This window comes from Enterobacter sp. PL1, from assembly GCF_945957325.1.
In the GTDB taxonomy this organism is placed as follows: domain Bacteria; phylum Pseudomonadota; class Gammaproteobacteria; order Enterobacterales; family Enterobacteriaceae; genus Enterobacter; species Enterobacter roggenkampii.
This window is the reverse complement of the sequence record NZ_CAMFKT010000005.1, coordinates 117,928-142,247: the sequence shown is the minus strand read 5'-3', so window position 1 is coordinate 142,247 and position 24,320 is coordinate 117,928. Positions and strand designations below refer to the sequence as shown.

The 24,320-nt window shown below is 54.7% G+C and carries 23 protein-coding genes, 1 pseudogene and 1 riboswitch; of the genes and pseudogenes, 14 read left to right on the top strand and 10 right to left on the bottom strand.

The window, feature by feature from the left end; translation table 11 throughout:
- Positions 1-2: 2 nt before the first annotated feature.
- Both N6P30_RS06765 and yebS read right to left on the bottom strand, forming a co-directional pair.
- Entirely contained in the window at positions 3-2,636 is a 2,634-nt protein-coding gene (locus N6P30_RS06765; RefSeq protein WP_021240426.1) for a PqiB family protein, read from the bottom strand.
- Positions 2,605-3,888: a membrane integrity lipid transport subunit YebS gene (yebS, locus tag N6P30_RS06760; protein WP_021240425.1), complete on the bottom strand. Its 1,284-nt coding sequence runs from the start codon at positions 3,886-3,888 to the stop codon at positions 2,605-2,607. The genes N6P30_RS06765 and yebS overlap by 32 nt, the downstream gene beginning before the upstream one ends.
- A gap of 132 nt (positions 3,889-4,020) precedes the next feature.
- Here yebS and N6P30_RS06755 point away from each other — a divergent pair, with 132 nt between their 5' ends.
- The 4 genes from N6P30_RS06755 to htpX all read left to right on the top strand — a co-directional run bounded on the left by N6P30_RS06755 (position 4,021) and on the right by htpX (position 8,444).
- The gene (locus N6P30_RS06755; protein ID WP_008500476.1) at positions 4,021-4,518 is read left to right on the top strand and encodes a GAF domain-containing protein; all 498 of its coding nucleotides are present in this window, start codon (positions 4,021-4,023) and stop codon (positions 4,516-4,518) included.
- 96 nt (positions 4,519-4,614) lie between these two features.
- Positions 4,615-5,301 (top strand): RNA chaperone ProQ, encoded by a 687-nt coding sequence (proQ, locus tag N6P30_RS06750; RefSeq protein ID WP_014884292.1) that lies wholly within the window; start codon positions 4,615-4,617, stop codon positions 5,299-5,301.
- A 19-nt stretch (positions 5,302-5,320) separates the two neighbouring features.
- Positions 5,321-7,369, top strand: a complete 2,049-nt coding sequence (prc, locus tag N6P30_RS06745; RefSeq protein WP_023293946.1) for a carboxy terminal-processing peptidase — start codon at positions 5,321-5,323, stop codon at positions 7,367-7,369.
- Positions 7,370-7,562: 193 nt separating this feature from the next.
- Positions 7,563-8,444, top strand: a complete 882-nt coding sequence (htpX, locus tag N6P30_RS06740; protein ID WP_014884290.1) for a protease HtpX — start codon at positions 7,563-7,565, stop codon at positions 8,442-8,444.
- Between the two features lie 50 nt (positions 8,445-8,494).
- Here htpX and N6P30_RS06735 read toward each other — a convergent pair whose 3' ends face one another.
- Positions 8,495-9,868 (bottom strand): MFS transporter, encoded by a 1,374-nt coding sequence (locus N6P30_RS06735; protein ID WP_023293945.1) that lies wholly within the window; start codon positions 9,866-9,868, stop codon positions 8,495-8,497.
- Positions 9,869-10,046: 178 nt separating this feature from the next.
- On the opposite strand from N6P30_RS06735, the gene kdgR reads away from it, so the two are divergent.
- The gene (gene kdgR, locus N6P30_RS06730; RefSeq protein WP_021240421.1) at positions 10,047-10,838 is read left to right on the top strand and encodes a DNA-binding transcriptional regulator KdgR; all 792 of its coding nucleotides are present in this window, start codon (positions 10,047-10,049) and stop codon (positions 10,836-10,838) included.
- A 66-nt stretch (positions 10,839-10,904) separates the two neighbouring features.
- On the opposite strand, the gene N6P30_RS06725 is transcribed toward kdgR, so the two are convergent.
- Entirely contained in the window at positions 10,905-11,144 is a 240-nt protein-coding gene (locus N6P30_RS06725; protein ID WP_008500483.1) for a YobH family protein, read from the bottom strand.
- 159 nt (positions 11,145-11,303) lie between these two features.
- On the opposite strand from N6P30_RS06725, the gene mgrB reads away from it, so the two are divergent.
- The 7 genes and pseudogenes from mgrB (at position 11,304) to rlmA (ending at position 16,537) form a co-directional block, all read left to right on the top strand.
- Positions 11,304-11,447 (top strand): PhoP/PhoQ regulator MgrB, encoded by a 144-nt coding sequence (mgrB, locus tag N6P30_RS06720; protein ID WP_006175995.1) that lies wholly within the window; start codon positions 11,304-11,306, stop codon positions 11,445-11,447.
- Between the two features lie 74 nt (positions 11,448-11,521).
- Positions 11,522-11,812, top strand: a complete 291-nt coding sequence (locus N6P30_RS06715) for a YebO family protein (RefSeq protein ID WP_008500484.1) — start codon at positions 11,522-11,524, stop codon at positions 11,810-11,812.
- Positions 11,813-11,836: 24 nt separating this feature from the next.
- Positions 11,837-12,826, top strand: coding sequence for an MBL fold metallo-hydrolase (locus tag N6P30_RS06710; RefSeq protein WP_023293944.1), 990 nt, complete (start codon positions 11,837-11,839; stop codon positions 12,824-12,826).
- A gap of 525 nt (positions 12,827-13,351) precedes the next feature.
- Positions 13,352-13,496: pseudogene (locus tag N6P30_RS06705) on the top strand (DUF2627 domain-containing protein).
- A gap of 12 nt (positions 13,497-13,508) precedes the next feature.
- On the top strand, positions 13,509-13,718 hold the full coding sequence (cspE, locus tag N6P30_RS06700) for a transcription antiterminator/RNA stability regulator CspE (RefSeq protein ID WP_001062678.1): 210 nt from the start codon (positions 13,509-13,511) through the stop codon (positions 13,716-13,718).
- A 219-nt stretch (positions 13,719-13,937) separates the two neighbouring features.
- A complete protein-coding gene (ftsI, locus tag N6P30_RS06695; RefSeq protein ID WP_023293943.1) occupies positions 13,938-15,656 on the top strand; it encodes a peptidoglycan glycosyltransferase FtsI in 1,719 nt (572 codons plus the stop codon).
- A 65-nt stretch (positions 15,657-15,721) separates the two neighbouring features.
- Positions 15,722-16,537, top strand: a complete 816-nt coding sequence (gene rlmA, locus N6P30_RS06690) for a 23S rRNA (guanine(745)-N(1))-methyltransferase (RefSeq protein ID WP_023293942.1) — start codon at positions 15,722-15,724, stop codon at positions 16,535-16,537.
- Here rlmA and mntP read toward each other — a convergent pair.
- The 5 genes from mntP to manX form a co-directional block, all read right to left on the bottom strand.
- Positions 16,534-17,100, bottom strand: coding sequence for a manganese efflux pump MntP (mntP, locus tag N6P30_RS06685; RefSeq protein ID WP_023293941.1), 567 nt, complete (start codon positions 17,098-17,100; stop codon positions 16,534-16,536). The genes rlmA and mntP overlap by 4 nt on opposite strands.
- Before the next feature lie 10 nt (positions 17,101-17,110).
- Positions 17,111-17,300: riboswitch (yybP-ykoY riboswitch) on the bottom strand.
- Positions 17,301-17,498: 198 nt separating this feature from the next.
- Positions 17,499-17,957, bottom strand: coding sequence for a DUF986 family protein (locus N6P30_RS06680; RefSeq protein WP_023293940.1), 459 nt, complete (start codon positions 17,955-17,957; stop codon positions 17,499-17,501).
- A gap of 55 nt (positions 17,958-18,012) precedes the next feature.
- Positions 18,013-18,864 carry a PTS mannose transporter subunit IID gene (locus N6P30_RS06675; RefSeq protein ID WP_006810994.1) on the bottom strand — a complete coding sequence of 284 codons (852 nt, stop codon included), beginning with the start codon at positions 18,862-18,864 and terminating at the stop codon, positions 18,013-18,015.
- Between the two features lie 12 nt (positions 18,865-18,876).
- A complete protein-coding gene (gene manY / locus N6P30_RS06670; protein WP_008500490.1) occupies positions 18,877-19,677 on the bottom strand; it encodes a PTS mannose transporter subunit IIC in 801 nt (266 codons plus the stop codon).
- 46 nt (positions 19,678-19,723) lie between these two features.
- The gene (gene manX / locus N6P30_RS06665) at positions 19,724-20,689 is read right to left on the bottom strand and encodes a PTS mannose transporter subunit IIAB (RefSeq protein WP_008500491.1); all 966 of its coding nucleotides are present in this window, start codon (positions 20,687-20,689) and stop codon (positions 19,724-19,726) included.
- A 264-nt stretch (positions 20,690-20,953) separates the two neighbouring features.
- On the opposite strand from manX, the gene N6P30_RS24640 reads away from it, so the two are divergent.
- Both N6P30_RS24640 and yoaE read left to right on the top strand, forming a co-directional pair.
- Positions 20,954-21,163 (top strand): protein YoaL, encoded by a 210-nt coding sequence (locus tag N6P30_RS24640; protein ID WP_071530947.1) that lies wholly within the window; start codon positions 20,954-20,956, stop codon positions 21,161-21,163.
- A complete protein-coding gene (yoaE, locus tag N6P30_RS06660; RefSeq protein WP_008500492.1) occupies positions 21,151-22,710 on the top strand; it encodes a CNNM family cation transport protein YoaE in 1,560 nt (519 codons plus the stop codon). The genes N6P30_RS24640 and yoaE overlap by 13 nt, the downstream gene beginning before the upstream one ends.
- Before the next feature lie 6 nt (positions 22,711-22,716).
- On the opposite strand, the gene N6P30_RS06655 is transcribed toward yoaE, so the two are convergent.
- Positions 22,717-24,315 (bottom strand): cyclic diguanylate phosphodiesterase, encoded by a 1,599-nt coding sequence (locus N6P30_RS06655; RefSeq protein WP_023293939.1) that lies wholly within the window; start codon positions 24,313-24,315, stop codon positions 22,717-22,719.
- Positions 24,316-24,320: the final 5 nt, after the last annotated feature.

The following is a 24,320-nucleotide window of genomic DNA, read 5'->3' as shown; positions in this document are numbered from 1 at the left end:
GATTAACGCGGCAGGGCGGTTCCCCATTCGCGCCACTCTTTCGGTTCGCTTTCGAGCAGCAGGAAATGTTTACCCGGCTGCGCTTTCGGCGCCAGCGGCGTCCCCGGCGGTGTGGCAAAGGCAATACCGCCGCGAATGAACTGGTTGAAGGTCCCGGTTTTCACCACGCCTCCCGTCAGGCCGAAGTCCAGCGAGTAGCCGGATGCCAGCCAGAACACCGAGTTATTACGCACCAGGTGCTGGTAGCGTTCGCTGATGCGTAGCGCCACCATCACGCGGTCGGAGAGCGTCCCGAGCGTCAGGCCCGTGACCGTACCGACCTCAATGCCTCGGAACAGGACCGGCGTGCCGATGCTCAGCGAGCCGGCTTCCGGCACTTCCACCACGATGCTCAGCCCACCAAGGTAGCGCGAGTCGGTGATCGTGGCTTCCTGCAGCTCGAAATCACGACGGGCATTGCCCTGGCCGGGCTCAACGTTGATGTACGGCTGCAAAATGGTGTCGAGATGCTCAACGCCTGCGGCCGAGATCTGCGGTGTCACCACCGAGAAGCGCGAACCCGCGCGCGCAAACGTCTGCACATATTCCGGGTAGAGCACGGCGGTAGCCTGCACCTCGTTACGCGAGGTGATCAGCGTCAGCTTCTGGATCTGCCCGATATCAATGCCCAGGTAGCGGATGGGCATGCCTTCCGCCAGCTTACCGGCATCAAACGCGTGCAGGGTAATCTGCCCGCCCACTGCGCGGGCGGCGGTCTCGGACGGGAAGAGAATTCGCTTATCGCCTTTACGCAGGTTCGCGCCCGCGCCGCTGAGGTTATCGAAGCTAATCGCCCCGCGCAGCGCGCGTGACAGCGGAGAGGCCTGTACGGTCAGTCCGTTACCGTTCAGCTGCACTTTCGCGCCGCCTTCGGCCCAGAAGACGCTGTTCGGCGTCAGCAGCTTGCGGTACTCCGGCTTGATGTGCAGTTCGATATCAAAGGCGTCGGCACGCGGGCGAACGGTGATCACTTCCCCGACTTCAAACTTGCGATACAGCACCACGGAGCCCGCCTGAACGTCCGGCAGGGTCTCGGCGCTTAACGTCAGCGTGGTGGTAGGAAGATCGCTCAGGCTGTTTTCAACCGCTTTCTCAAGGTTGGCATACAGCGGGTAGCTGTCGCGCACGGGGCCTTTATCCCCCGGCAAAATACGGATGCCGCCGTTCACCCATTCGCTGGCGCTGGCGCCGAGAAACTCCACGCCGTCCAGACCTACCTTCACGTCGACGCGACTGTTCACCACGAATTTACTGTCACCGTGCACCAGCTCTCTGTATTGCGGATCGATGGCGACGGAGAATTGCACCCCATCCGCGGAGAGCTTCCGCTCCAGCACCTGTCCCACCTGCACGCCGTGTAAAATCAACGGCTGACCGGCTTCAATCCCATAGCTTTCTGGCGCATTGAGCGTAACCGTCACGACGCCCGGCTTTTGCAGCAGGGCTTTATCCGCCGGGGCAATCACGAAGCTATTGCTGGGCTGACCTTCCCCGGGGATCAGCTCAAAGGTATTGCCGGTCAGCAGCGTGCTGAGGCTGGTATCGTTCAGGGAGATCTTTGGACTGCGCATTTCGATGCGTGTTTTCTCGCGCAGGAGATCGACCACGCTCGGATCGACCGTCATTTCGCCAGTGACCGATCCGCCCGGGTTGAGCGTCATTTTGGTGAGCTGGCCGACCTGCAGACCCTGATACATCAGCGGCGTTGAACCCGCTTTTAGTCCTTTAGCATCGGGAAGGGCGAGTTTGACAATCACGCCGCGCTGGCTGTGCGCCAGATCGGCGTACAATCCGAACGTGTCATCAGCCGTGGCAGGGCTTGAGTTTTCCGGGGAGTCAAAGGCGATGGCGCCGTTCACCAGTGCTGCCAAACTCTCCAGCTTCACTTTCGCACCGCTCAGGCTGAGGTCGGCATCCACGCCGGACACGTTCCAGAAGCGGCTGCCTTTTTTCACCAGATTGGTGAAGCGGCGCTCGATCAGCACATCAATGGTGACGCCCTGTTTATTCGGGTTAATCGCGTAGTCATACACGCGGCCAACCGGGATCTTACGAAAATAGACCAGGGAGCCGCTGTTCAGGGAACCGAGGTCCGGCGCCTGGAGATGAATCATCAAATCGCCGTTATTGAGGCGGTATTTGGGCTGCGTATCCAGAGCCACAAAGTGATCCTGCGGTTCGCCTTTGCCGGGCATCATGCCGATATAGTTACCGCCGACGAGCGCATCCAGACCGGAAACACCGGCCAGCGAGGCTTTTGGCGTCACCAGCCAGAACTGCGTTTCGCTGCGCAGGGCATCCTGCATGTCAGATTTAATACTGACCCGCACCTGAATCTTGTTCAGCCCTTTTCCAAGGGAGATATCCTGAACCGTACCCACTTCAACCCCCTGGAAGCGTACGGGGGTTCGCCCGGCGACGATGCCGTCGGCGGTCTGGAAATCAATGGTGACGGTACTGCCGCGATCCTCATAGCTTGTCCAGATAAGCCAGCCTGCAATCATCAGGGCGATGACGGGCAGCAACCAGAATGGCGAAATGCGGCGTTTTGTTTTAATTCTCGCTTCAGTCGGCGAAGCGGGGGTTTCCTGACTCATGTGCATCCCAAAGTAAGCGGCTATCCAGCCATTCCACAGCAAGAATAGTCAATATCACCGCAGAGCCGAAATAAAAAGCCGCGGGTCCCATTGTAAAAGCAAGTAACTGATCGCGATTGATGAGCGACATCATCAGCGAAATCACGAACAGATCTAACATTGACCAGCGGCCAATCCAGGTGACGAATCGCAGAAGCAAAATGCGGGTCCGTAAACCTTGTTCACACTTTAAGTGAATGCTGATGAGCAGGGTAATCATCACCACCACTTTGGTAAAGGGAACCAGGATACTGGCAATAAAGACGATTGCCGCCACCCCGACATTGCTGTGCGCAAGGGAGATAATCCCGGAGAGGATAGTATCCTCCTGACGTCCACCATTCACGTAAATGATGGAAATCGGCAGCATATTGGCGGGGATCAGAAACACCAGGGAGGCGATCAGCGCCGCCCAGCATTTTTGCAGGCTGTTATTGCGCCGCAGTCTCAACGGAATGTGGCACCGTGGGCAGCGTCCGCGCGTGTCGGGTAACCCGGTATAGTGGCAACCCAGACAGACGCGCAGATTTTCATCGGGACGCGTGGCGGGGCGCTGAGGGTAGAATCGCTCCCAGAGCTGCTCAACGTTCAGGTGGATCAGCGTCAGGATGCTCAGCAATACCAGACAGATGAAGGCAAAGAGTCCGACGCCGGGCTGCAAAAAGGCGTAGTCCTGCACTTTTATTGACGCAACCCCCACGCCCACCAGATAAATATCCAGCATGACCCACTCTTTGAGCTTATCCAGCATCAGCAGCACCGGGCGAAGGTTCATGCCAAGAATGTTGCCAAACCAGAGATAGGCAATGGCGGCAACCAGCACCAGGGGTGCGCCGACGGTACAGAACAGCACCATCGCGGCGGTGATGGGATCGCCCTGACGGGTCATCTGCCAGATACCCTGCAGCACGTTGGCGTCAATGCGCACGCCGAGCAGGTAGAGTTTTAGCAGCGGCTCACTCCAGGCGAAGGGCATCAGCAGCAGCATGGTAACGGCCATGGCGGCGAGGCGGGTCAACGACCAGTCGCGGCCATCGCGAATTTTGGCGTCACAGCGGGGACAGAAGGCACTTTGGTGCGATTTCATCTTCGGCAACATAAAAAGCGTATCGCACTGGGGGCAACGCTGATAATGTGCACGAGGCAAAGCTTCGCTTACCGTATGGACTGTTATCTTTCTTGTCGGCGTAATTTTGGTTGTTTTTAAGGCCATCAGCTGCGCACAAATAAGTATTGTTGAAAGTTATAATAACTCATGAACGGATTCATCTTGAGCATGAGCGCATTTAATGCTTATTTTAATAGGCTATGCGGTAATTTTGTAAGACAACTAAGTGATTGAATAATGAACAAAACAGAATTCTACGCGGATCTGAACCGCGATTTTAAGGCATTGATGGCGGGTGAGACCAGCTTCTTAGCCACTCTGGCAAATACTAGCGCATTGCTGTTTGAACGTCTCTCTGACGTGAACTGGGCTGGCTTTTACCTTCTGGAAGGTGAAACGCTGGTGCTCGGTCCGTTCCAGGGCAAACTGGCCTGCGTGCGTATTCCGGTAGGGCGTGGCGTATGCGGCACGGCGGTGGCCGAGAATCAGGTCCAGCGTGTGGAAGACGTTCATGCGTTTGACGGGCACATCGCCTGTGATGCCGCCAGTAATTCTGAAATCGTTCTGCCGCTGGTGGTCAAAAATCAGATTATTGGCGTTCTGGACATCGACAGTACGGTCTTCAGTCGCTTTACAACCGAGGACGAACAGGGGCTGCGCGAGCTGGTGGCGAATCTGGAAAACGTACTCGCAGCAACCGATTATCAAAAATTCTTTGCGAGCGTCGCAGGATAATCAACGGATAACGTAGCATTTACTGATAGCGTCATTATAATGACGCCTGTTCATGCCTGCGCTTGTTGGCAACGTCCGTTGTAATCAGGAAATTTCATGGAAAATCAACCTAAGTTGAATAGCAGTAAAGAAGTTATCGCATTTCTGGCCGAGCGTTTCCCGCAGTGCTTCAGCGCGGAAGGCGAAGCTCGTCCCCTGAAAGTCGGTATTTTTCAGGATCTGGTGGCGCGTGTTGAAGGGGAAATGAACCTCAGCAAAACTCAGCTGCGTTCCGCCTTACGTCTTTATACTTCGAGCTGGCGTTACCTGTACGGTATCAAACCTGGCGCGACCCGCGTGGATCTCGACGGCAACCCTTGCGGTGAGCTGGACGAGCAGCACGTTGAGCACGCGCGCAAGCAGCTGGAAGAAGCCAAAGCACGCGTTCAGGCACAACGTGCAGAACAGCAAGCGAAAAAACGCGAAGCCGCCGCGGCAAACGGCCAGGAAGAAGCGCCTCGTCGTGAGCGTAAACCACGCCCTGCGCCGCGTCGTCACGATAATAACGATCGCAAACCGCGTGCAGACAAACCAGCAGCAAAAGCCCCGCGTGCCCCTCGTGAAGAGCCGCGCCATACGCCGGTTTCTGACATCAACGCCCTGAGCGTGGGTCAGGCACTGAAGGTAAAAGCGGGTAACAATGCTATGGACGCCACCGTACTGGAAATCACCAAAGATGGCGTTCGTGTACAGCTGACTTCTGGTATGTCAATGATTGTACGCGCAGAACACTTGTTGTTCTGAAACGGAGGCCAAGCCTGGCATGAACACTTTTTTTAAGCTCACCGCGCTGGCGGGCCTGTTTGCTATAACAGGTCACGCCTTTGCAGTGGACGATATCACGCGTGTTGATCAAATTCCGGTACTCAAGGAAGAGACGCAGCACGCGACGGTGAGCGAGCGCGTGACCTCACGTTTCACCCGTTCGCACTATCGTCAGTTCGATCTCGATCAGGCCTTTTCGGCCAAACTCTTTGACCGCTATCTGAACTTGCTGGATTACAGCCATAACGTTTTGCTCGCCAGCGATGTCGAGCAGTTCGCTAAGCGGAAATCCGAGGTGGGTGACGAGTTGCGTTCAGGCAAGCTGGATCTCTTCTACGATCTCTACAACCTGTCGCAAAAGCGCCGCTTCGAACGCTATCAGTACGCGCTGAAAGTGCTGGAACGTCCGATGGACTTCACCGGCAACGACACCTTCAATCTGGACCGCAGCAAAGCGCCCTGGCCAAAAGATGAAGCCGAGCTGAATGCGCTGTGGGACGGCAAAGTGAAATACGACGAGCTGAGCCTTAAGCTCACCGGCAAAGACGAAAAAGAGATCCGTGACACGCTGACGCGTCGTTACAAATTTGCTATTCGTCGCCTGGCACAGACCAACAGTGAGGATGTTTTCTCACTGGCCATGACAGCCTTTGCGCACGAAATCGATCCGCACACCAACTATCTCTCACCTCGCAACACCGAGCAGTTTAATACCGAAATGAGCCTGTCTCTGGAAGGTATCGGCGCGGTGCTGCAGATGGACGATGATTATACGGTGATCAATTCGATGGTCGCGGGTGGCCCGGCATCCAAAAGCAAAGCCATTAGCGTAGGCGATCGCATTGTGGGGGTGGGGCAAACCGGCCAGAACATGGTCGATGTGATCGGCTGGCGTCTTGATGACGTGGTTGCGCTGATCAAAGGTCCGAAGGGCAGCAAGGTTCGTCTGGAAATTCTGCCAGCCGGAAAAGGCACCAAAACCCGTATCGTTACCCTGACCCGTGAGCGTATCCGTCTGGAAGACCGCGCGGTGAAAATGTCGGTGAAAACCGTGGGTAAAGAGAAGGTGGGTGTCCTGGATATTCCTGGCTTCTACGTCGGGTTGACTGACGATGTGAAAGTTCAGCTGCAGAAACTTGAAAAGCAGAACGTCAGCAGCATCATCATCGACCTGCGCAGTAACGGCGGCGGGGCGCTGACGGAAGCGGTTTCACTCTCTGGCCTGTTCATCCCATCTGGCCCGGTGGTTCAGGTGCGCGATAACAACGGTAAAGTGCGTGAAGATGCGGACAATGACGGTGTGGTCTACTACAAAGGCCCGCTGGTGGTTCTGGTTGACCGCTTCAGTGCATCTGCATCTGAGATCTTCGCCGCTGCCATGCAGGACTACGGCCGCGCGCTGATCGTCGGTGAGCCAACCTTCGGTAAAGGCACCGTTCAGCAGTACCGCTCTCTGAATCGGATTTACGATCAAATGCTGCGTCCGGAATGGCCTGCACTGGGCTCGGTTCAGTACACCATTCAGAAATTCTACCGCGTAAACGGCGGCAGTACGCAGCGTAAGGGTGTCACGCCGGACATCATCATGCCGACAGGCACCCAGGAGACGGAAACTGGCGAGAAGTTTGAAGATAACGCGTTGCCGTGGGACAGCATCAATGCCGCGACCTACGTGAAAGCGGGTGATATGACGCAATTTGGCCCTGAGCTGCTGAAGGCGCATAACGACCGCATCGCGAAAGATCCGGAGTTCCAGTACATCCTGAAGGATATTGCCCGATTCAATGCCCTGAAAGATAAGCGGAATATCGTTTCTCTGAACTACGCTCAGCGTGAAAAAGAGAACAACGAAGACGATGCAACCCGCCTGGCGCGTGTCAACGATCGCTTCAAGCGTGAAGGTAAACCTCTGCTCAAGAAACTGGACGATCTGCCAAAAGATTACCAGGAGCCGGATCCGTATCTCGACGAGACGGTGCATATCGCTCTCGACCTGGCAAATCAGGAAAAAGAGAAACCTGCCGTACAGCCCGCTCCGGCAAAATAACCTCCCAACAGGCACAAGAGATTGTGCCTGTTTCTTTTTGTACTTTATCCTTCCGTCAGCCAGATTTTCAATTGTGTAAAGTTGTGTCTTTCTGGTGACTTACGCCCTCAGGATGCTTGAAAATAGCCGCAATACCCATACGATGTGGGTAATCGCATAGTGCGTTTTGTTAAACTGAGGTAAAAAGAAAATTATGATGCGAATCGCGCTCTTCCTGCTCACCAACCTTGCGGTGATGGTGGTTTTCGGGCTCGTGCTAAGCCTGACAGGAATTCAGTCGAGCAGCGTTCAGGGTCTGTTGATTATGGCGCTGCTGTTTGGTTTTGGTGGCTCGTTCATCTCCCTGCTGATGTCGAAGTGGATGGCATTGAAATCGGTAGGGGGTGAGGTTATTGAACAGCCGCGTAACGATATGGAACAGTGGCTGATGAATACGGTGGCTCAGCAGTCCCGTCAGGCCGGGATCGCCATGCCGCAGGTGGCCATTTACCATGCTCCGGACATCAACGCGTTCGCCACGGGTGCCCGTCGCGATGCGTCACTGGTCGCTGTTAGCACCGGACTGCTGCAGAACATGAGCCGTGACGAAGCCGAAGCGGTTATCGCCCACGAAATCAGCCATATCGCAAACGGTGACATGGTGACCATGACCCTGATTCAGGGCGTGGTAAACACCTTCGTGATCTTTATCTCCCGCATTCTGGCGCAGATTGCCGCTGGCTTCATGGGCGGCAACCGTGACGAAGGCGAAGAGAGCAACGGCAACCCGCTGATCTATTTTGCCGTGTCGATGGTGCTGGAACTGGTATTCGGTATTCTGGCGAGCATCATCACGATGTGGTTCTCCCGCCACCGTGAATTCCACGCGGATGCCGGTTCTGCGAAGCTGGTTGGTCGCGAGAAGATGATTGCCGCGCTGCAGCGTCTGAAAACCTCATACGAGCCGCAGGAAGCGAACAGCATGATGGCCTTCTGCATTAACGGTAAATCCAAATCGCTGAGCGAGCTGTTTATGTCTCACCCGCCGCTGGATAAACGTATTGAAGCGCTGCGCAGTGGGGAATACCTGAAGTAACGCAACAAAACACAATAAGCCGGGCAGGAGAACACTCCGCCCGGCTTTTTTTATGCCTGAACCCTGGGCTGGGTCACCCGCAGGCCGCTGACGATGGCCGCGAGGGTGGCAAGCACACCGGCGGTGAGGAGGGCAACATGGTTGCCGTTCTGGCCTGCGAGGTTAAACATCAGGGCGACCAACGCCGCACCGGTGCTTTGCCCAAGCAGACGCGCGGTTCCCAACATGCCGCTGGCCCCTCCGCTACGATGTCGCGGTGCTGAGGTGATAATGGTGTGGTTATTGGGGGACTGGAACAGCCCAAACCCCGCGCCGCAGAGGATCATGCGCCAGATAATGTCCAGATCGGAAGGCGACGAGGGCAGCAATGCCAGTGCGAAAAGGCCTGTCGCCATCACCGCCAGCCCCAGCGCCCCGAGTAAACCGGCATGAACGCGTTCAATTAAGTAACCTGCCAGCGGGGCCATCACCATGGTCGCCAGCGGCCAGGGGGTGAGCAGCAGTCCGGTCTCCACTTCTGACCGGCCTACCACGCTCTGCAGAAAGAAGGGCAGAGAAACCAGAGCCAGCATCTGGGCGCAAAACGAGCAGACGGACGTGCAAATGGAGAGTGAAAAGAGAGGAATACGCAGCAGATCAACGGGCAGCAAAGGCGCGGGGAGGGTGAGCTGGCGGCGAACAAAGAAGAAGCCGATCGCCAGCAGGGCGATGAGCTCAGCGCCGGTAAGCATCAGCGATTGTCCCTGGGCAAAGCCGCTTAGCGCCGTAATCAGCAGGCCGAAGGTCAGGGCATTCATCACCGCACTTGCCACGTCGAAGCGCGGCATGCTGCTTTTGGGACCGTTAGCGGGAAGAAAGCGCAGGGCAAAGAAGATGGCGACGATACCCAGCGGCACGTTAATGGCGAACAGCCATTGCCATGACGCAACGGAGAGGATCGCCGCCGCAATGGTTGGCCCGGCGGCAGAAGAGACGGCGACAATAAACGAGTTTATCCCCATTCCGCGCCCCAGATGACGCTGCGGATAAATCAAGCGGATCAGCGCCGTGTTTACGCTCATGAGCGCCGCGCCGCCAAAACCCTGCGCAATACGCGCAAGCGTCAGGGTATGCAGTGAATCTGAAAGGGCGCAGAACAGGGAGGTAAACGTGAAAACCACCAGGCCACACTGATACACCCGGCGGTAACCGAACATATCGCCCAGGAAAGAGAACGAGAGCAGTGAAACCACAATCGCAATCTGGTAGGCGTTAACAATCCAAATCGAACTGGCGGGTGAGGCATGCAGGTCGCTGGCGATGGTTGGCAGGGCAACGTTCGCAATCGCGCCGTCAAGGACGGCCATGGAGATACCGATAATGATGGTCGCTATTGCGCCATACCGCTGGGGTAATGGCAGGCCATCGGAAAGATTCTTTTCCATCAGGAGTAAAAAGCTCAGCGTGAAATTATTCTCAGGGTAACTATTTTAGCATTGTTACAGCCGCGATATGTCGCAGATTTGTAACGAAGTAAACGCGGATTGATTGCAGCTGACATGACGGGAACTTATAATAAAAACCAGTTCTGATTTTTATAAAACACTCGCTATGAGGTGGTAAATGGCTATTGCGGATTTGGATAAACAACCAGATTCTGTTTCTTCCGTGCTGAAGGTGTTTGGCATCTTACAGGCGCTTGGAGAAGAGCGTGAAATAGGTATTACAGAGCTGTCACAGCGCGTGATGATGTCAAAAAGCACCGTTTATCGCTTTTTGCAAACCATGAAGTCATTGGGTTACGTTGCGCAGGAAGGCGAATCTGAAAAATATTCTCTGACGCTGAAGCTGTTTGAATTAGGTGCGCGTGCGCTACAAAATGTTGACCTGATCCGCAGCGCGGACATTCAGATGCGTGAAATCTCTCGCCTGACCAAAGAGACCATTCATCTCGGTGCGCTGGATGAAGACAGCATCGTTTACATCCATAAAATCGACTCCATGTACAATCTGCGCATGTATTCGCGCATTGGGCGCCGCAACCCGCTCTACAGTACCGCGATTGGTAAGGTTCTGCTGGCGTGGCGCGATCGCGAGGAAGTGGAGCAGATCCTCGACGGCGTGGAATACAAGCGCAGCACGGAACGAACCATTACCAGTACGGAAGCGCTGCTTACGGTGCTCGACCGCGTGCGCGAGCAAGGGTATGGCGAAGATAACGAAGAGCAGGAAGAGGGGCTGCGCTGTATCGGCGTCCCGGTATTTGACCGCTTTGGCGTGGTGATTGCGGGCTTAAGTATCTCTTTCCCAACCTTACGCTTCTCCGAAGAGCGTCTGCATGAGTATGTGACTATTCTGCACACTGCCGCACGTAAAATTTCTGAACAGATGGGCTATCACGACTACCCGTTTTAATCCCTGCTGAAATGAAAAAACGCCGCATCTGATGCGGCGTTTTTTATGCCTCATGAACCTGGCTGATTAGCCGTTATCAATCACGACGGATGTTTTACGCAGTACAGGACATTGGGTTAAGCCAATGATCCCGCTGTCAGTATGCAGATACTGGGCGGTGCTCATTCCTTGTGCGGTTAGGTATTTACACTGAATGCCTAACCCGGCTGCGTTTTCTGTGCTCCCCACAAGCACACCATAGCCCGTTAACAGAAGGCCAATCCAGACAAGGGCCAGTGCAATAATTGTTCGAATGATGAATCGCATTATTACCTCTTTTATCGTTGTTATCGTAATGCTAGCGTAACGTGTTTACGCAATGAAACAAGTGCAGCATTCTTAAAAACCGCGATGGTGGCGCAGTTAGCCCTTGTTTAAGATAAGCGTGATAATCTCGTTACATCAGGTCCTTAGACGGAGTGTGGAGTGAAAAAAATACGCTGGGTAATTCTGATTATCGTACTGATAGCGTGCGTGGTGTTATGGACGCAGACGATCAATGTGATGTGCGATCAGGATGTACAGTTTTTTAGCGGCGTTTGCGCAATCAACAAATTTATTCCGTGGTAATACACATTTTTTCTCAACGTGATTTCCTTCCTTCACGCCAGTGGTAAAATAGACGTTTTTATTGAGGTGGTGAAATGGGTGAGTTACTGAATTCAGGGCTGCTGAATATGGCATCCCTGATGATTTCTTTGGTGGTTCTGCTTGTGGGGCTGGTTATCTGGTTTTTCGTGAATCGGGCCAGTTCGCGTACAAATGAGCAGATCGAACTGCTGGAAGCGCTGCTCGATCAGCAAAAACGCCAGAATGCATTGCTACGCCGTCTTTGCGAGGCTAACGAACCGGAAGAGAAAGACGCGCCGAAAGACGCGGTCGCTGAAGATAACAAAGACGAAGACGACTTTATCCGCCTGGTGGCTGAGCGTTAATCTTTTTTGTCCTGGGAGGTGGCTGTGGTCTGGAAAAATCCCTGGTATGACCCCTCCCTGAAACATCATACCCCGAACGGTTTTCGTAATACCCTTCCTGTCGGACATCAACCCGGTGACCTTGACCGTTGGCGTAAAGCGCGCAAAGAGGCCGGTTTACCGAAGCCGCCCGCGCTGGGTTATGACGATTTCATCCGCCAGTGGTGGCAACCCGTTGAGCTGGCGCAATCTCATGAAGATGGGGTGTGGTGGCTCGGACACGCGAGCGTGTTGCTGCAGCTGGACGGCAATATCATCCTTACCGATCCGGTGTTTTCACGACGTGCTTCTCCGCTGCCTTTCCTGGGACCCCAGCGCAAAACGCCTCCCGTACTGTCTGTCGAGCAACTTCATCAGCTTGATGCGGTTGTCATCTCCCATAATCATTACGATCATCTTGATGACGCAACCATTCGCAGAATCCTCAAGCGCTTTCCCGAGGTCTGTTGTTTCGTTCCGTTGGGCCTGGCCGACTGGTTTCGTCGCCGGGGAGCAAAACGCGTGGTCGAACTCGACTGGTGGCAGAGTTTCACCTGGCAGGGGATGACGCTGACCGCCGTGCCGGCACAGCACTGGAGCATGCGCACGCCATGGAACCGCAATCGTTCCTTATGGTGCGGCTGGGTGATGGAAGGATGGCATCACCGTTTCTGGTTCAGCGGTGATACCGGCTATTCGCCTGAGCTGTTGTTGATTCCTGAACGCCTGGGCCAGATAGATGCCGCCGCGTTGCCGATTGGTGCCTATGCCCCACGATGGTTCATGGCTGTTCATCATATGGATCCGCAATCAGCGGTGGCATTGTGGCAGCAGTTGGGTTGCCCTCTGGCGTTTCCCATTCACTGGGGCGTGTTTGAACTGGCAGATGAAGCTTTAGATGAACCTGTGCAGGAGTTAACTGACGCGCTCGATAATTTAGCACCAGTTAATCATTCTTTCAGGATACTGAAAATTGGTGAATATTTCTCCTTCTAAACGAAGCGATAAATTGTTGCATATATTCTTGATGTAAACGCGCCTGGGAATGTTTTATTTTTATCGAAACGTTTTGCTTGCCTTCTTTTGATGCAGAGTCATAAAAATTTCATTATTTTGGTGCATAACGCTGTTTATTCGCTGGTGCATTTTAATACAGATGGAAGCGGGTTTTTAACAGTGTTTTTTCTCTGAAACAATTTGGTCGCGTTACAATGATTTAAGCATAACTTTTCACAAAATGTTCTAACTCAATCAGGACGAAAGATTTCTTTTCCTGGTTGCTGGACGGTTCGTAATGAATGAGCTATGTTAAAAAAGTCTTAGATTACAGCGGTTGTGCAAGCAATGCTGGGTCTTTGTTACGCAGCAGGGCTGTCTGTACGCGATGCGCATAATTGTGCAAAACCTGACAGGCACTGTTCGAATTTGTGCGGCGGATCGAGACATGTTTAAAAATGGCTTGCCATATTAAACATAGTGTGTGATAACACGTTTTGGGTCAAACGAGGTACAGTTCTGTTTATGTGTGGCATTTTCAGTAAAGAAGTCCTGAGTAAACACGTTGTCGTTGAATACCGCTTCTCTGCCGAACCTTATATTAGTGCCTCATGCAGTAATGTCTCAGTTTTATCTCAGTTAATGCCTGCGGGCTAAGAAAACACTCTAAGGAATTTTGCAAATGGCAAAGATTAAAGGTCAAGTTAAGTGGTTCAACGAGTCTAAAGGTTTTGGTTTCATTACTCCTGCTGACGGCAGCAAAGACGTGTTCGTACACTTCTCTGCAATCCAGGGTAACGGCTTCAAAACTCTGGCTGAAGGCCAGAACGTTGAGTTCGAAATTCAGGACGGCCAGAAAGGCCCAGCTGCAGTTAACGTAACTGCTATCTGATCGAACCGCTGCTGACTGAAGTGCCCGGCACTTCACTTTCAGACATAAAGCCTCGCCTGTCGCGGGGCTTTTTTATGTCCCTTATCTTTCAAAATATTACCATCCACGGTCTTGTTAGTAACTTGTTGCAAAGCTGCGAGGTTAGTAGCACTGTTTTGCCACCCTAAACCCATCTTTTCCCGTTAAATCAGTGCGTTGTTTTACAGTCCTGGGGTTCAGGTGAAGAAGAAATCGATAGCGACCGTCGGAAATTTCACGCCGGCGCGTTTTGTGCTGCTCTGTTTAGCTATTTTTTGTAGTCTGGCTTTTCTGCTGGGCCGCGTTGCCTGGCTGCAAATCATTAAGCCTGACAATCTGGTGAAGCAGGAAGATATGCGATCCCTCCGCCAGCTGGCGATTGATGCGCCGCGCGGCATGATAATGGATCGCGAGGGCCGCCCTCTGGCGGTGAGCGTGCCTGTCCAGGCCGTCTGGGCCGATCCTAAGACGGTGCTGGCAAAAGGGGGCGTCAGCCTTGATGAGCGCTGGCAGGCGCTGGCCAGCGCGCTGCATCTCTCCCTCGGCACGCTCTCGGCACGCATCAACGCCAACCCGCAGGGTCGTTTTATTTACCTTGCCCGCCAGGTCGATCCGGCACAGGCAAAGTGGATCGATAAACTGAATCTGCCCGGCATCAATTTACGCGACGAGTCCCGCCGTTTTTATCCTGCAGGTCATGTGGCAGCGAACCTGATTGGCTTCACCAATATTGACGGGCAGGGCATTGAAGGTGTGGAAAAGAGCTTCAACGCCCAACTCACCGGCAAGCCGGGCGTACGTCAGGTGAGGGAAGATCGCTACGGGCGCGTGGTTGAAAACCTGACTGAAATCGCGCCCTCACCGGCGCATAACATTCAGTTAAGTATTGACGAGCGGCTGCAAACCATCACCGAAGATGCGCTCGACAATGCCGTGGCCTGGAACAAGGCCGAGTCGGGGGCATCGGTATTAATTAATATCCCAACCGGGGAAATACTCGCGATGGCGAGCTATCCGGATTTCAATCCCAATAATCGGGAAGGCGCGACGATAAATGATTTCCGCAACCGCGCGATCAGCGATACGTTCGAACCCGGTTCGACCGTCAAGCCGCTGGTGCTGATGACGGCCCTGCAGCAGGGCCTGGTCCAGCCGGACAGCGTGATTGACACCCATCCGTATACCCTTGACGGGCATCGCATTCGCGACGTGGGCTATTACCCTGAGCTGACGATGACCGGGATCCTGCAAAAATCGAGCGACACCGGCGTGTCCCGGCTTTCTCTGGCGATGCCCGTTCAGCACCTTATTGACACCTATCGAAACTTTGGTTTTGGCACCAATACGGGGCTTGGCTTAACGGGGGAAAGTTCAGGGCTGTTGCCACAGCGTAAATACTGGAGCCAGCTCGATCGCGCGACCTTTGCCTTCGGCTACGGGCTGATGGTCACGCCGCTCCAGCTGGCCCACGTCTACGCCACGATTGGCGGGTTCGGGCTTGAGCGTCCTCTCTCCATCACCCGCATCGATCCCCCCGTTATCGGGCACCGCGTCATGCCGGAAGAGATTGCGCACGAAGTGGAGCACATGATGGAGAGCGTTGCGCTGCCGGGCGGCGGGGGCGTTAAGGCTGCCGTGCGTGATTACCGGGTGGCGGTGAAAACCGGCACGGCGAAGAAAATTGACGATAGCGGGAAGTATGTCGATAAATACGTCGCCTACACCGCAGGCGTTGCGCCTGCCAGCAATCCGCGTTTTGCGCTGGTGGTGGTGATTAACGATCCGCAAAACGGGGCCTACTACGGCGGTGCCGTCTCCGCGCCTGTCTTCAGCGAGATTATGGGTAACGTGCTGCGTCTGGAGAATATCAAACCTGACGGATTACCGGCGGGGTCCGATCACCTTATCGTCATGCGCTAACCGGGCGTTTATAACAGGGGCGAATAGCGGTACACTTCGCCCTTTGATTATGCTCCGGAGTTGCCATGTCCTTCAGCTGTCCCCTTTGCCACGCCCCCCTGACGCACTCAGATAAACGTTATACCTGTCCGCAGGGGCATCAGTTTGACCGGGCAAAAGAAGGCTACGTGAATCTTCTGCCGGTGCAGCATAAGCGCTCGCGCGATCCTGGCGACAGTGCAGAGATGATGCGGGCGCGCCGCGCGTTTCTCGATGCCGGGCACTATCTGCCGCTGCGGGAGACCGTCGCGCAGAGGCTGAATGACATTCTGCCTGCTTCCGCCACCGCCATGCTCGATATCGGCTGTGGGGAAGGGTACTACACCGCACGGTTTGCGGAGGTTGCTCGTGAGAAGGGCGCACAGACATTCGGTCTGGACGTGTCCAAAGTGGCCATTCGCGCGGCGGCAAAACGTTATACCGACGTGACGTTCTGCGTGGCGTCCAGCCACCGGCTGCCGTTTGACGATGCCAGCATGGACGCGGTTATCCGCATCTACGCGCCGTGTAAGGCGGAGGAGCTGGCGCGCGTCGTGAAACCGGGCGGATGGGTGGTCACCGTGACGCCAGGTCCGCGTCATCTGATGGAGCTGAAAGGGCTGATCTACGACGAAGTGCGTCTCCATGCCCCTCATTCTGAACAGCTGGCCGGTTTTACCCTGAAGCAGGCGGAATCGGTGGCGTACGAAATGATGCTGAAAGGGGAAGAGGCCGTCGCGTTATTGCAGATGACGCCGTTCGCGTGGCGGGCAAAACCTGAGGTATGGGAAACGTTAGCGGCACACTCAACATTTCGCTGCCAGACGGACTTCAGCATCCACGTCTGGCAGCGCGAAGATTAACCGGCGAAGTGTGCCCAGAGGATCTGGGCGCCAATGCCAATCAGCACAATCCCCCCGAGGATCTCGGCGCGTTTACCCAGCAGCGGGCCGATAAACCGTCCGACCATCATGCCCAGCGTGGACATAATCAGGGTTGCACAGCCAATAGCCAGCGCGGTGGCGATAATATTGACCTGCAAAAATGCCAGACCGACGCCGACGGCCATCGCATCAAGGCTGGTGGCAATGGCCGTGGTGACCAGCAGCCAGAAGCCGTGACGGTGCTGCGGCTCCTCGTCTTCATCATCACCGCCGCGAAAACCTTCAATGACCATTCGGCCACCGAGGAACACCAGCAGGACGAAGGCAATCCAGTGGTTCCACTCCAGCACGAACTGGCTGGCGAGCATGCCAAGTCCCCAGCCGAGAAGCGGGGTCAGCGTTTCGATAGCGCCAAAAATCAGGCCGGTACGCAGAGCTTCTGAGAATTTAGGTTTGTGGAGCGTGGCGCCTTTTCCGATGGAAGCAGCAAACGCGTCCATGGACATGCCAAAAGCGAGAAGGATCGTAGCGGAGATATTCATAACAGCGTCCAGACCGGGGATATCCATATGACACATCACTGCCCCCAGTAAACAGCAGTTGATGTATCTATGGTCTCGCCTGATCGCAACGCACATAAGACATGCGGTAAGCGATCCGTACGTGCCACGTTTTTCAACGAGTATGTTGACACGTACATTTCCTGCGAACAGGAAATCGGCTACTCCCCAACGACGGGCGCAACCTTAACATATTTTGAGAATATAAAACAACAATGAAGAGGCATTATTTAAATTGTTTGTTGATAACGATTTTCATTTGTCTTTAAGCGTGAAAATATCGTTAACAAATAGAGATAAAATTAACGGTGTGGATATAGCTTTGGCTATATTGCCTGCGCAAAATAAAGACAAGTTATAGCCATTGCTATATATCTAACTCATTGAGTCTTAACGAGTAATTTGTATATCTTTTCCAGGTCATCAATATTCTTCACCCGAATAAGCAGGCGGCGTTGTTCTAATTGCATCACCAGCACGCCGTCCTCGGATAAATTCATCTCTTTAATACGGTTATATTCTATCCATACATTGGCGAAGAAGAATCCGTGGGATTTAAAAATGATTTTTGGTATGCGGATCCAGAACAGATAAATCGCCATTAATGCCAGCGCACATAATAACCATGTGGTTAATAATGCACCATGGCTGGTGACGTTATTATAAATAAGAATGGCGATGAGGCCCACGAAGATAAAGGCATCCACGCGCCCGCGTCGTAGCAGGGGAAGGGAGAGCAGCGTCTCGCCGTGACGGCGCGGCATGATGAACTCGTCATAGATCGCATAAGCCAGAAGGGCAATAATAAATAAAACCAGTACGATGTCCGTGGCAGTCATTCATCCTCCAGATAAAAAAACCGGGGGCAAGCCCCCGGCGTCTAACGTTATTGCATTACAGACCCAGCAGGCCGACGGCGTAACCCGCGATACCGATGACGAAGAAGCCAACGATAATCCACAGCGGGTTCACTTTCTTACGCAGCAGCCACATACAGGCGAAGGTCAACAGCAGCGGGACCAGGCCCGGCATCAGCTGGTCCAGAATCGTCTGTACGGTGGTGACGCGGGTCTGACCATCCTGTCCGGTGATGGTCGATACCACCAGCGGGATGTTCACGTGCGTCCACTTGTTAACCAGTGCCCCCATGACAAACAGGCCGAGGATTGACGCCCCCTCAGTCAGTTTCTGCAGGAAGCCGCCGCCCATGTCCTTAACGATGTCCACCCCTTTACGGTAGCCGTAGGCCACGCCGTAGTAACGGGTCAGCAGACGCACGGCGTTGAACAGGATGAAGAACAGCAGAGGGCCAAGCAGGCTGCCGCTCATCGCGATACCGGCACCCAGTGCCGCGAAGACCGGACGCACGGTACCCCAGAAGATCGGGTCACCGACACCGGCCAGCGGGCCCATCAGGCCGACTTTGATACCGTTGATGGCACCATCGTCAATCTCTGCACCGTTCGCACGCTGCTCTTCCATCGCCAGCGTTACGCCCAGTACGGGGGCCGCAACGTAAGGATGGGTGTTAAAGAATTCCAGGTGACGCTTGATGGCCTGACGGCGCGCTTCGTTATTTTCCGGATACAGGCGTTTGATTGCCGGAACCATGGAGAAGCAGAAACCCAGCGCCTGCATACGTTCGAAGTTCCATGAACCCTGAAACAGGTTAGAACGGATGAACACGCCACGAATATCACCCGGAGTGAGTTTTTTCTCGGTGGTAGTTTTTGTCATATCAACCATGTCGCTCACCTGTTAGTCCAGTTCGTTATCGAGATCGTTGTTACCAGCAGCCTGCGCTGGGGCACCCGCGACGCGGTTATATTTCGGGCTGAGCTGGATGTAGAGAATCGCCATTACCGCACCAATCACACCCAGTGCAACCAGGTTGAAGTTGGTGAATGCCGCGGTCACGAAGCCGAGGTAGAAGAACGGCATCAGGTAGCCTGCGCGCATCATGTTGATGACCATCGCATAACCAACGACCACGATCATGCCGCCCGCGATGTTCAGACCACCGGTGACCACTTCAGGAATGGCGTTCAGCATGCTCTGGACTTCACTGGTACCGACGGAGATCGCAACGATAACCGCCGGGATCGCGATACGCATCGCCTGCAGGAAGAGGGAAGAAACGTGGATCCACGACAGTGCCGTGAGGTTGCCGTTTTCGGCGGCCTTATCCGCTGCGTGCTGGAAGGCTACGGTGATAGTACGAACAATGATGGTCAGAACCTGGCCTGCGGCTGCCAGTGGGATCGCCAGGGCGATACCTGCACCAATACTCTGGTGACCGGCAATAACCAGAACGGTCGAAATGATAGAGGCCAGCGCGGCATCAGGCGCAACTGCCGCACCGATGTTCATCCAGCCCAGGGCGATCATTTCCAGGGTACCACCGATGATGATACCGGTTTTCATGTCACCCAGAACGGCCCCAATCAGCGTACAGGCCACCAGAGGGCGGTGGAACTGAAATTCATCAAGTACGGATTCCATACCCGCAATACATGCGACGACGAACACCAGTACAATCTGAAGAGTGGTAATCTCCATTGCACTTCTCCTATTACATAAACTTTATGTGAGAACCGGCGCGGGCTTATTTCCCAACTTTGCCGATCAAATCCATCATTTTCAGTTTTTGATCCGTGGAAACCTTACGGGCTTCCAGCTCAATACCGCGCGCATTCAGCTTGTTGAATGCCTCGATATCTTTCGCATCAACTGAAATGGCGTTGTTGACCTGCGTTTTGCCCTGACGGAAGGCCATACCACCAATGTTAACGGAGGTGATTTTCACGCCGCCTTCAACAATGCGCTCTACGTCTGTCGGGTTAGTGAACAGGAGCATTACGCGTTCGCCCGCATATTTCGGGTTGTTGTAAACGCGGATCATCTTGGCGACATCCACGACGTGCGCGGTAACGCCAGGCGGAGCAACCTGAGTCAAAAGGGTTTTACGAACGGTGTCGGCGGCCACTTCGTCGCTGACCACGATAATGCGTTGAACGTTGGTCTCTTTGGTCCAGCGCGTTGCAACCTGACCGTGGATGAGGCGGTCATCAATACGCGCAAGGCCAATCACCATGTAATCATTCGGACCCATCGGTTTTGCCGGCGCTGCCGCTTTCGGTGCCGCTGCGGGCGCAGGGGCAGGTTTTTCCACCGGCTGTGCTTTCAGGGCTTTCACCCCTTCACGGCCCGTTTCAACGGCCAGGGCCACCAGCTCGTCGAAAGACGGATTGTCGTCGCGCGCCATGAAGGTTTCCACCAGCATGGGGATATTGACCCCGGCGACAACTTCATAGTGCTCTTTATCGACGACAATGCGGCTGGCAGCATTGAACGGGCTGCCGCCCCATGTATCAACGAGAAACAGCACGCCCTTGCTGGTATCCAGCTTCGCGAGTTGAGCGTTGTACTTCTCAATCAGCGTCTCGGCATTTTCACCGGGAACGAAATCGATCCAGCCGACGTTTTCCTGCTCGCCCAACAGCATCTCTGCCGTTTTGAGTAGCTGCTCAGCAGCCCAACCATGTGTGCCTATGACAATAGCAATGGTCACTTGCTACCTCCTTTTATTATCATTAATACGCCTGCCGGGCAGTCGTACTGAGAATCGTATTGGCGAACCGAATCGATTCAGATAAGGGTTAGAGTTCAAAAACTAAGACTTCCGCGAATTATTTTAGATAGTGAAAAAATAATTTATGTGATGAAGATCCGTAATTTAGCCACGCGCGACAGATTTATCTTAAGGGTACAGCCACTGTGTTACAGATCTTTGCAAAGGAACGTAAATCTTTGCTAAAAATGCATTGTGTCTGATATGTTTAGCCTCCGTTTAATTGTTCAGGAGTATAGGGCTACAGCCCACTATATGGACCGTCACCGACGTCAGTCATCTTTCAGGCCATTTCGCGCCTTTTTCACCGGCGATCCTCGCCACGTATCGACTCTGTCTGCCTCTGTTTTGCCCACGTTGAGTGGGGCACCGTTTCGTCATTCCTTTAGCAGGAGCTTGTCATGGAATTCTTAATGGACCCGTCAATCTGGGTAGGATTGCTCACGCTGGTGGTGCTGGAGATTGTTCTCGGCATCGATAACCTGGTGTTTATCGCCATCCTTGCGGATAAGCTGCCGCCAAAACAGCGTGATAAAGCGCGTCTGATTGGTCTCTCGCTGGCGCTGGTCATGCGACTGGGTCTGCTCTCCGTTATCTCGTGGATGGTCACGCTGACCAAACCGTTGTTCTCCGTCATGGATTACACCTTCTCCGGCCGTGATTTGATCATGCTGATCGGGGGGATATTCCTGCTCTTTAAAGCGACGACAGAGCTCCATGAGCGGCTGGAAAACCGGCAGCACGATGATGGTCACGGTAAAGGCTATGCCAGCTTCTGGGTAGTGGTGCTGCAGATCGTGGTGCTGGATGCGGTCTTCTCGCTGGATGCGGTGATCACGGCGGTCGGCATGGTGAACCACCTGCCGGTCATGATGGCGGCTGTGGTTATTGCGATGGCGGTCATGCTGCTGGCGTCGAAACCGCTGACGCGTTTCGTGAACCAGCATCCAACGGTGGTGGTGCTGTGTCTGAGCTTCCTGCTGATGATTGGTCTGAGCCTGGTGGCGGAAGGCTTTGGCTTCCATATTCCGAAAGGCTACCTGTACGCTGCGATTGGCTTCTCGATCCTGATCGAGCTGTTCAACCAGATTGCGCGTCGTAACTTTATTAAGCAGCAGTCAAATCAGCCGCTGCGCGCCCGTACCGCGGATGCCATTCTGCGTCTGATGGGCGGTCGTCGTCAGGTGAACGTTCAGTCTGATTCCGAAAACCACAACCCGGTTCCGGTGCCGGAAGGGGCGTTTGTGGAACAGGAACGCTACATGATTAACGGCGTGCTCTCCCTGGCCTCCCGTTCGCTGCGCGGCATCATGACGCCGCGCGGGGAGATCAGCTGGGTCGATGCTAACCTGAGCGTGGATGAAATTCGCCAGCAGCTGCTCTCTTCACCGCACAGCCTGTTCCCGGTGTGTCGCGGCGAGCTGGATGAGATCATCGGCGTGGTCAGGGCAAAAGAGATGCTTGTCGCTCTGGAAGAAGGCGTTAACGTCGAAGCCGTTGCTGCCGCATCGCCTGCGATTGTGGTGCCGGAAACGCTGGATCCGATCAACCTGCTCGGTGTGCTGCGCCGCGCGCGCGGTAGCTTTGTTATCGTCACCAACGAGTTTGGCGTGGTGCAGGGGCTGGTGACGCCGCTGGACGTGCTGGAAGCGATTGCCGGTGAATTCCCGGATGAAGACGAAACGCCGGAAATTGTTGCCGATGGCGAAGGCTGGCTGGTTAAAGGTACGACCGACCTGCACGCGCTCTCGCACACGCTGGGGCTGGAAAACGTGGTTAACGATGAAGAAGACATCGCGACCGTTGCCGGTCTGGTTATCGCCGTGAACGGGCAGATCCCGCGCGTCGGCGATGTGATTGAGCTGCCGCCGCTGCACATTACCATTGTCGAAGCCAACGACTATCGCGTTGATATGGTCCGCATTGTTAAAGAACAATCTGCCCACGATGAAGATGAGTAAGTCTGCTTAACGCAGCGGCATTAAGGGCACGATGTGCCCGTTATGACGTGCTGGCGGGGGAGCACTTCCCGCCAGCCAGTCTGGAAAGTCCCGCAGCGGCATCGGCCGCGCATAGAAAAATCCCTGCAGCACAGGTACGCCGTGACGGCGTAAATAGCGCGCCTGCTCCTCAGTCTCAACCCCTTCCGCCACCAGTTCGATATTCAGCCGCTGGCCCAGCGCGATAATCATATCCGTCACCGTTGAATTCACGGCATCGGTGCCGATGGCGGTCGTAAAAGACTGGTCAATCTTCAGGACGTCCGGGTGCAGCTTTTCAAGCCAGGAGAGGGAGCTGTTCCCGGTGCCGAAATCGTCGATAGCAAGCTTCACGCCCTTGCGATGCAGTTCGCGCACGATGCGATAATCCGCGTCCAGCAGCGCATCCCGTTCCGTGAGTTCAATTACCAGCTGTTGGCGCGGACAGGCGCTGAACCAGAGACGGTTCAGATCCTGAATCAATACTGCGTGGCGGAAATGGCTGGCGGCGACGTTAATGCCGATGTGAAAACCGGGGCTGGACGGGAAGTAGCCTATCTGGCGCACCGTTTCGGCGATGACGTAGCGGGTCAGGGGGACAATCTGGTTATGTTCTTCTGCCAGAGGGATAAACACCTCCGGGGTGATCCAACCCTGACGGGGGTTATTCCAGCGCAGCAGGATCTCCACGCCAGTGCACGCCTGGGTGCGGGCATTCACCAGCGGCTGGCAGAAAAGCTCAAATTCCCGAGCCGCAATGCCCATATCGATCTCCCACGTAAAGCTCATCCGGTTTGCCGTCGCCAGCCAGGCGAGATAGCCCAGCAGCAGGCTGAGCATCAGTCCCAGCGGCAGCTGGGCGGGCAGGCTTTTTAAGGCTAACTCTCCGGGGCCAGGTCCGCCGACCGTAATCGTGAAAGGATTTTGGGTTGAAGACTGCTGGAAAAGGGCGCTCTCCTCATCAAACATCAGGCTGTCGGTGACGCGTTGACCGTAGCGTAAAAAGCGATTGCCGACTGTCAGCACCACGTCATTGATGAGCGGACGCTGGGGCTCAAGGATCATTCTGGCGATCAGGTCGATATTGATAATCTCGACGACGCCATCTTCACCGTCCTGAGAGACGGGATACCACTGGATCAAAACAGGGCTGCCCTTAAGCAGCCACTGGTCGGTCGATAAAATCAGCTTCGCCGTGCTGGCAGGGAGCTCCTGAAGGACGTCACGCACAGGCTCGCTGCGGCTGCCGAAAATACTCGAACAGTACAGGATACCGTCTTCGATCAGGGCAATGGAGCGTACCGTCTGCAAAATGGCTGCCTGCTGCCGCAGCGCCAGCTGCACCTGCGGGCAGGGCTGCCCCACCAGCGGCTGCAGCACGTTGCGGTGGTTTTCCAGGGAAAGCAGAACGTTATCAAGGGCGCGAACGGTATGGCTGGTAAAATCGAGGATCCGCTGTTGGTTAACGTTGCGCTGGGAGATAAAGCGAATGCCTAGCGTCAGGATGAGCGTGAGGAGCGCAACCGTCACGCAGACGATAACGCGTTTTCGGCGATAATTTTTAATGATCGTTTGTGCAGTTTGCATGAACG

Excerpts from the sequence above, each read along its gene's own strand:
- N6P30_RS06765 (WP_021240426.1), bottom strand. The coding sequence starts at position 2,636 with ATGAGTCAGGAAACCCCCGCTTCGCCGACTGAAGCGAGAATTAAAACA.
- yebS (WP_021240425.1), bottom strand. The coding sequence starts at position 3,888 with ATGGCCTTAAAAACAACCAAAATTACGCCGACAAGAAAGATAACAGTC.
- N6P30_RS06755 (WP_008500476.1), top strand. The coding sequence starts at position 4,021 with ATGAACAAAACAGAATTCTACGCGGATCTGAACCGCGATTTTAAGGCA.
- proQ (WP_014884292.1), top strand. The coding sequence starts at position 4,615 with ATGGAAAATCAACCTAAGTTGAATAGCAGTAAAGAAGTTATCGCATTT.
- prc (WP_023293946.1), top strand. The coding sequence starts at position 5,321 with ATGAACACTTTTTTTAAGCTCACCGCGCTGGCGGGCCTGTTTGCTATA.
- htpX (WP_014884290.1), top strand. The coding sequence starts at position 7,563 with ATGATGCGAATCGCGCTCTTCCTGCTCACCAACCTTGCGGTGATGGTG.
- N6P30_RS06735 (WP_023293945.1), bottom strand. The coding sequence starts at position 9,868 with ATGGAAAAGAATCTTTCCGATGGCCTGCCATTACCCCAGCGGTATGGC.
- kdgR (WP_021240421.1), top strand. The coding sequence starts at position 10,047 with ATGGCTATTGCGGATTTGGATAAACAACCAGATTCTGTTTCTTCCGTG.
- N6P30_RS06725 (WP_008500483.1), bottom strand. The coding sequence starts at position 11,144 with ATGCGATTCATCATTCGAACAATTATTGCACTGGCCCTTGTCTGGATT.
- N6P30_RS06715 (WP_008500484.1), top strand. The coding sequence starts at position 11,522 with ATGGGTGAGTTACTGAATTCAGGGCTGCTGAATATGGCATCCCTGATG.
- cspE (WP_001062678.1), top strand. The coding sequence starts at position 13,509 with ATGGCAAAGATTAAAGGTCAAGTTAAGTGGTTCAACGAGTCTAAAGGT.
- rlmA (WP_023293942.1), top strand. The coding sequence starts at position 15,722 with ATGTCCTTCAGCTGTCCCCTTTGCCACGCCCCCCTGACGCACTCAGAT.
- mntP (WP_023293941.1), bottom strand. The coding sequence starts at position 17,100 with ATGAATATCTCCGCTACGATCCTTCTCGCTTTTGGCATGTCCATGGAC.
- N6P30_RS06680 (WP_023293940.1), bottom strand. The coding sequence starts at position 17,957 with ATGACTGCCACGGACATCGTACTGGTTTTATTTATTATTGCCCTTCTG.
- N6P30_RS06675 (WP_006810994.1), bottom strand. The coding sequence starts at position 18,864 with ATGGTTGATATGACAAAAACTACCACCGAGAAAAAACTCACTCCGGGT.
- manY (WP_008500490.1), bottom strand. The coding sequence starts at position 19,677 with ATGGAGATTACCACTCTTCAGATTGTACTGGTGTTCGTCGTCGCATGT.
- N6P30_RS24640 (WP_071530947.1), top strand. The coding sequence starts at position 20,954 with ATGTTTAGCCTCCGTTTAATTGTTCAGGAGTATAGGGCTACAGCCCAC.
- yoaE (WP_008500492.1), top strand. The coding sequence starts at position 21,151 with ATGGAATTCTTAATGGACCCGTCAATCTGGGTAGGATTGCTCACGCTG.
- N6P30_RS06655 (WP_023293939.1), bottom strand. The coding sequence starts at position 24,315 with ATGCAAACTGCACAAACGATCATTAAAAATTATCGCCGAAAACGCGTT.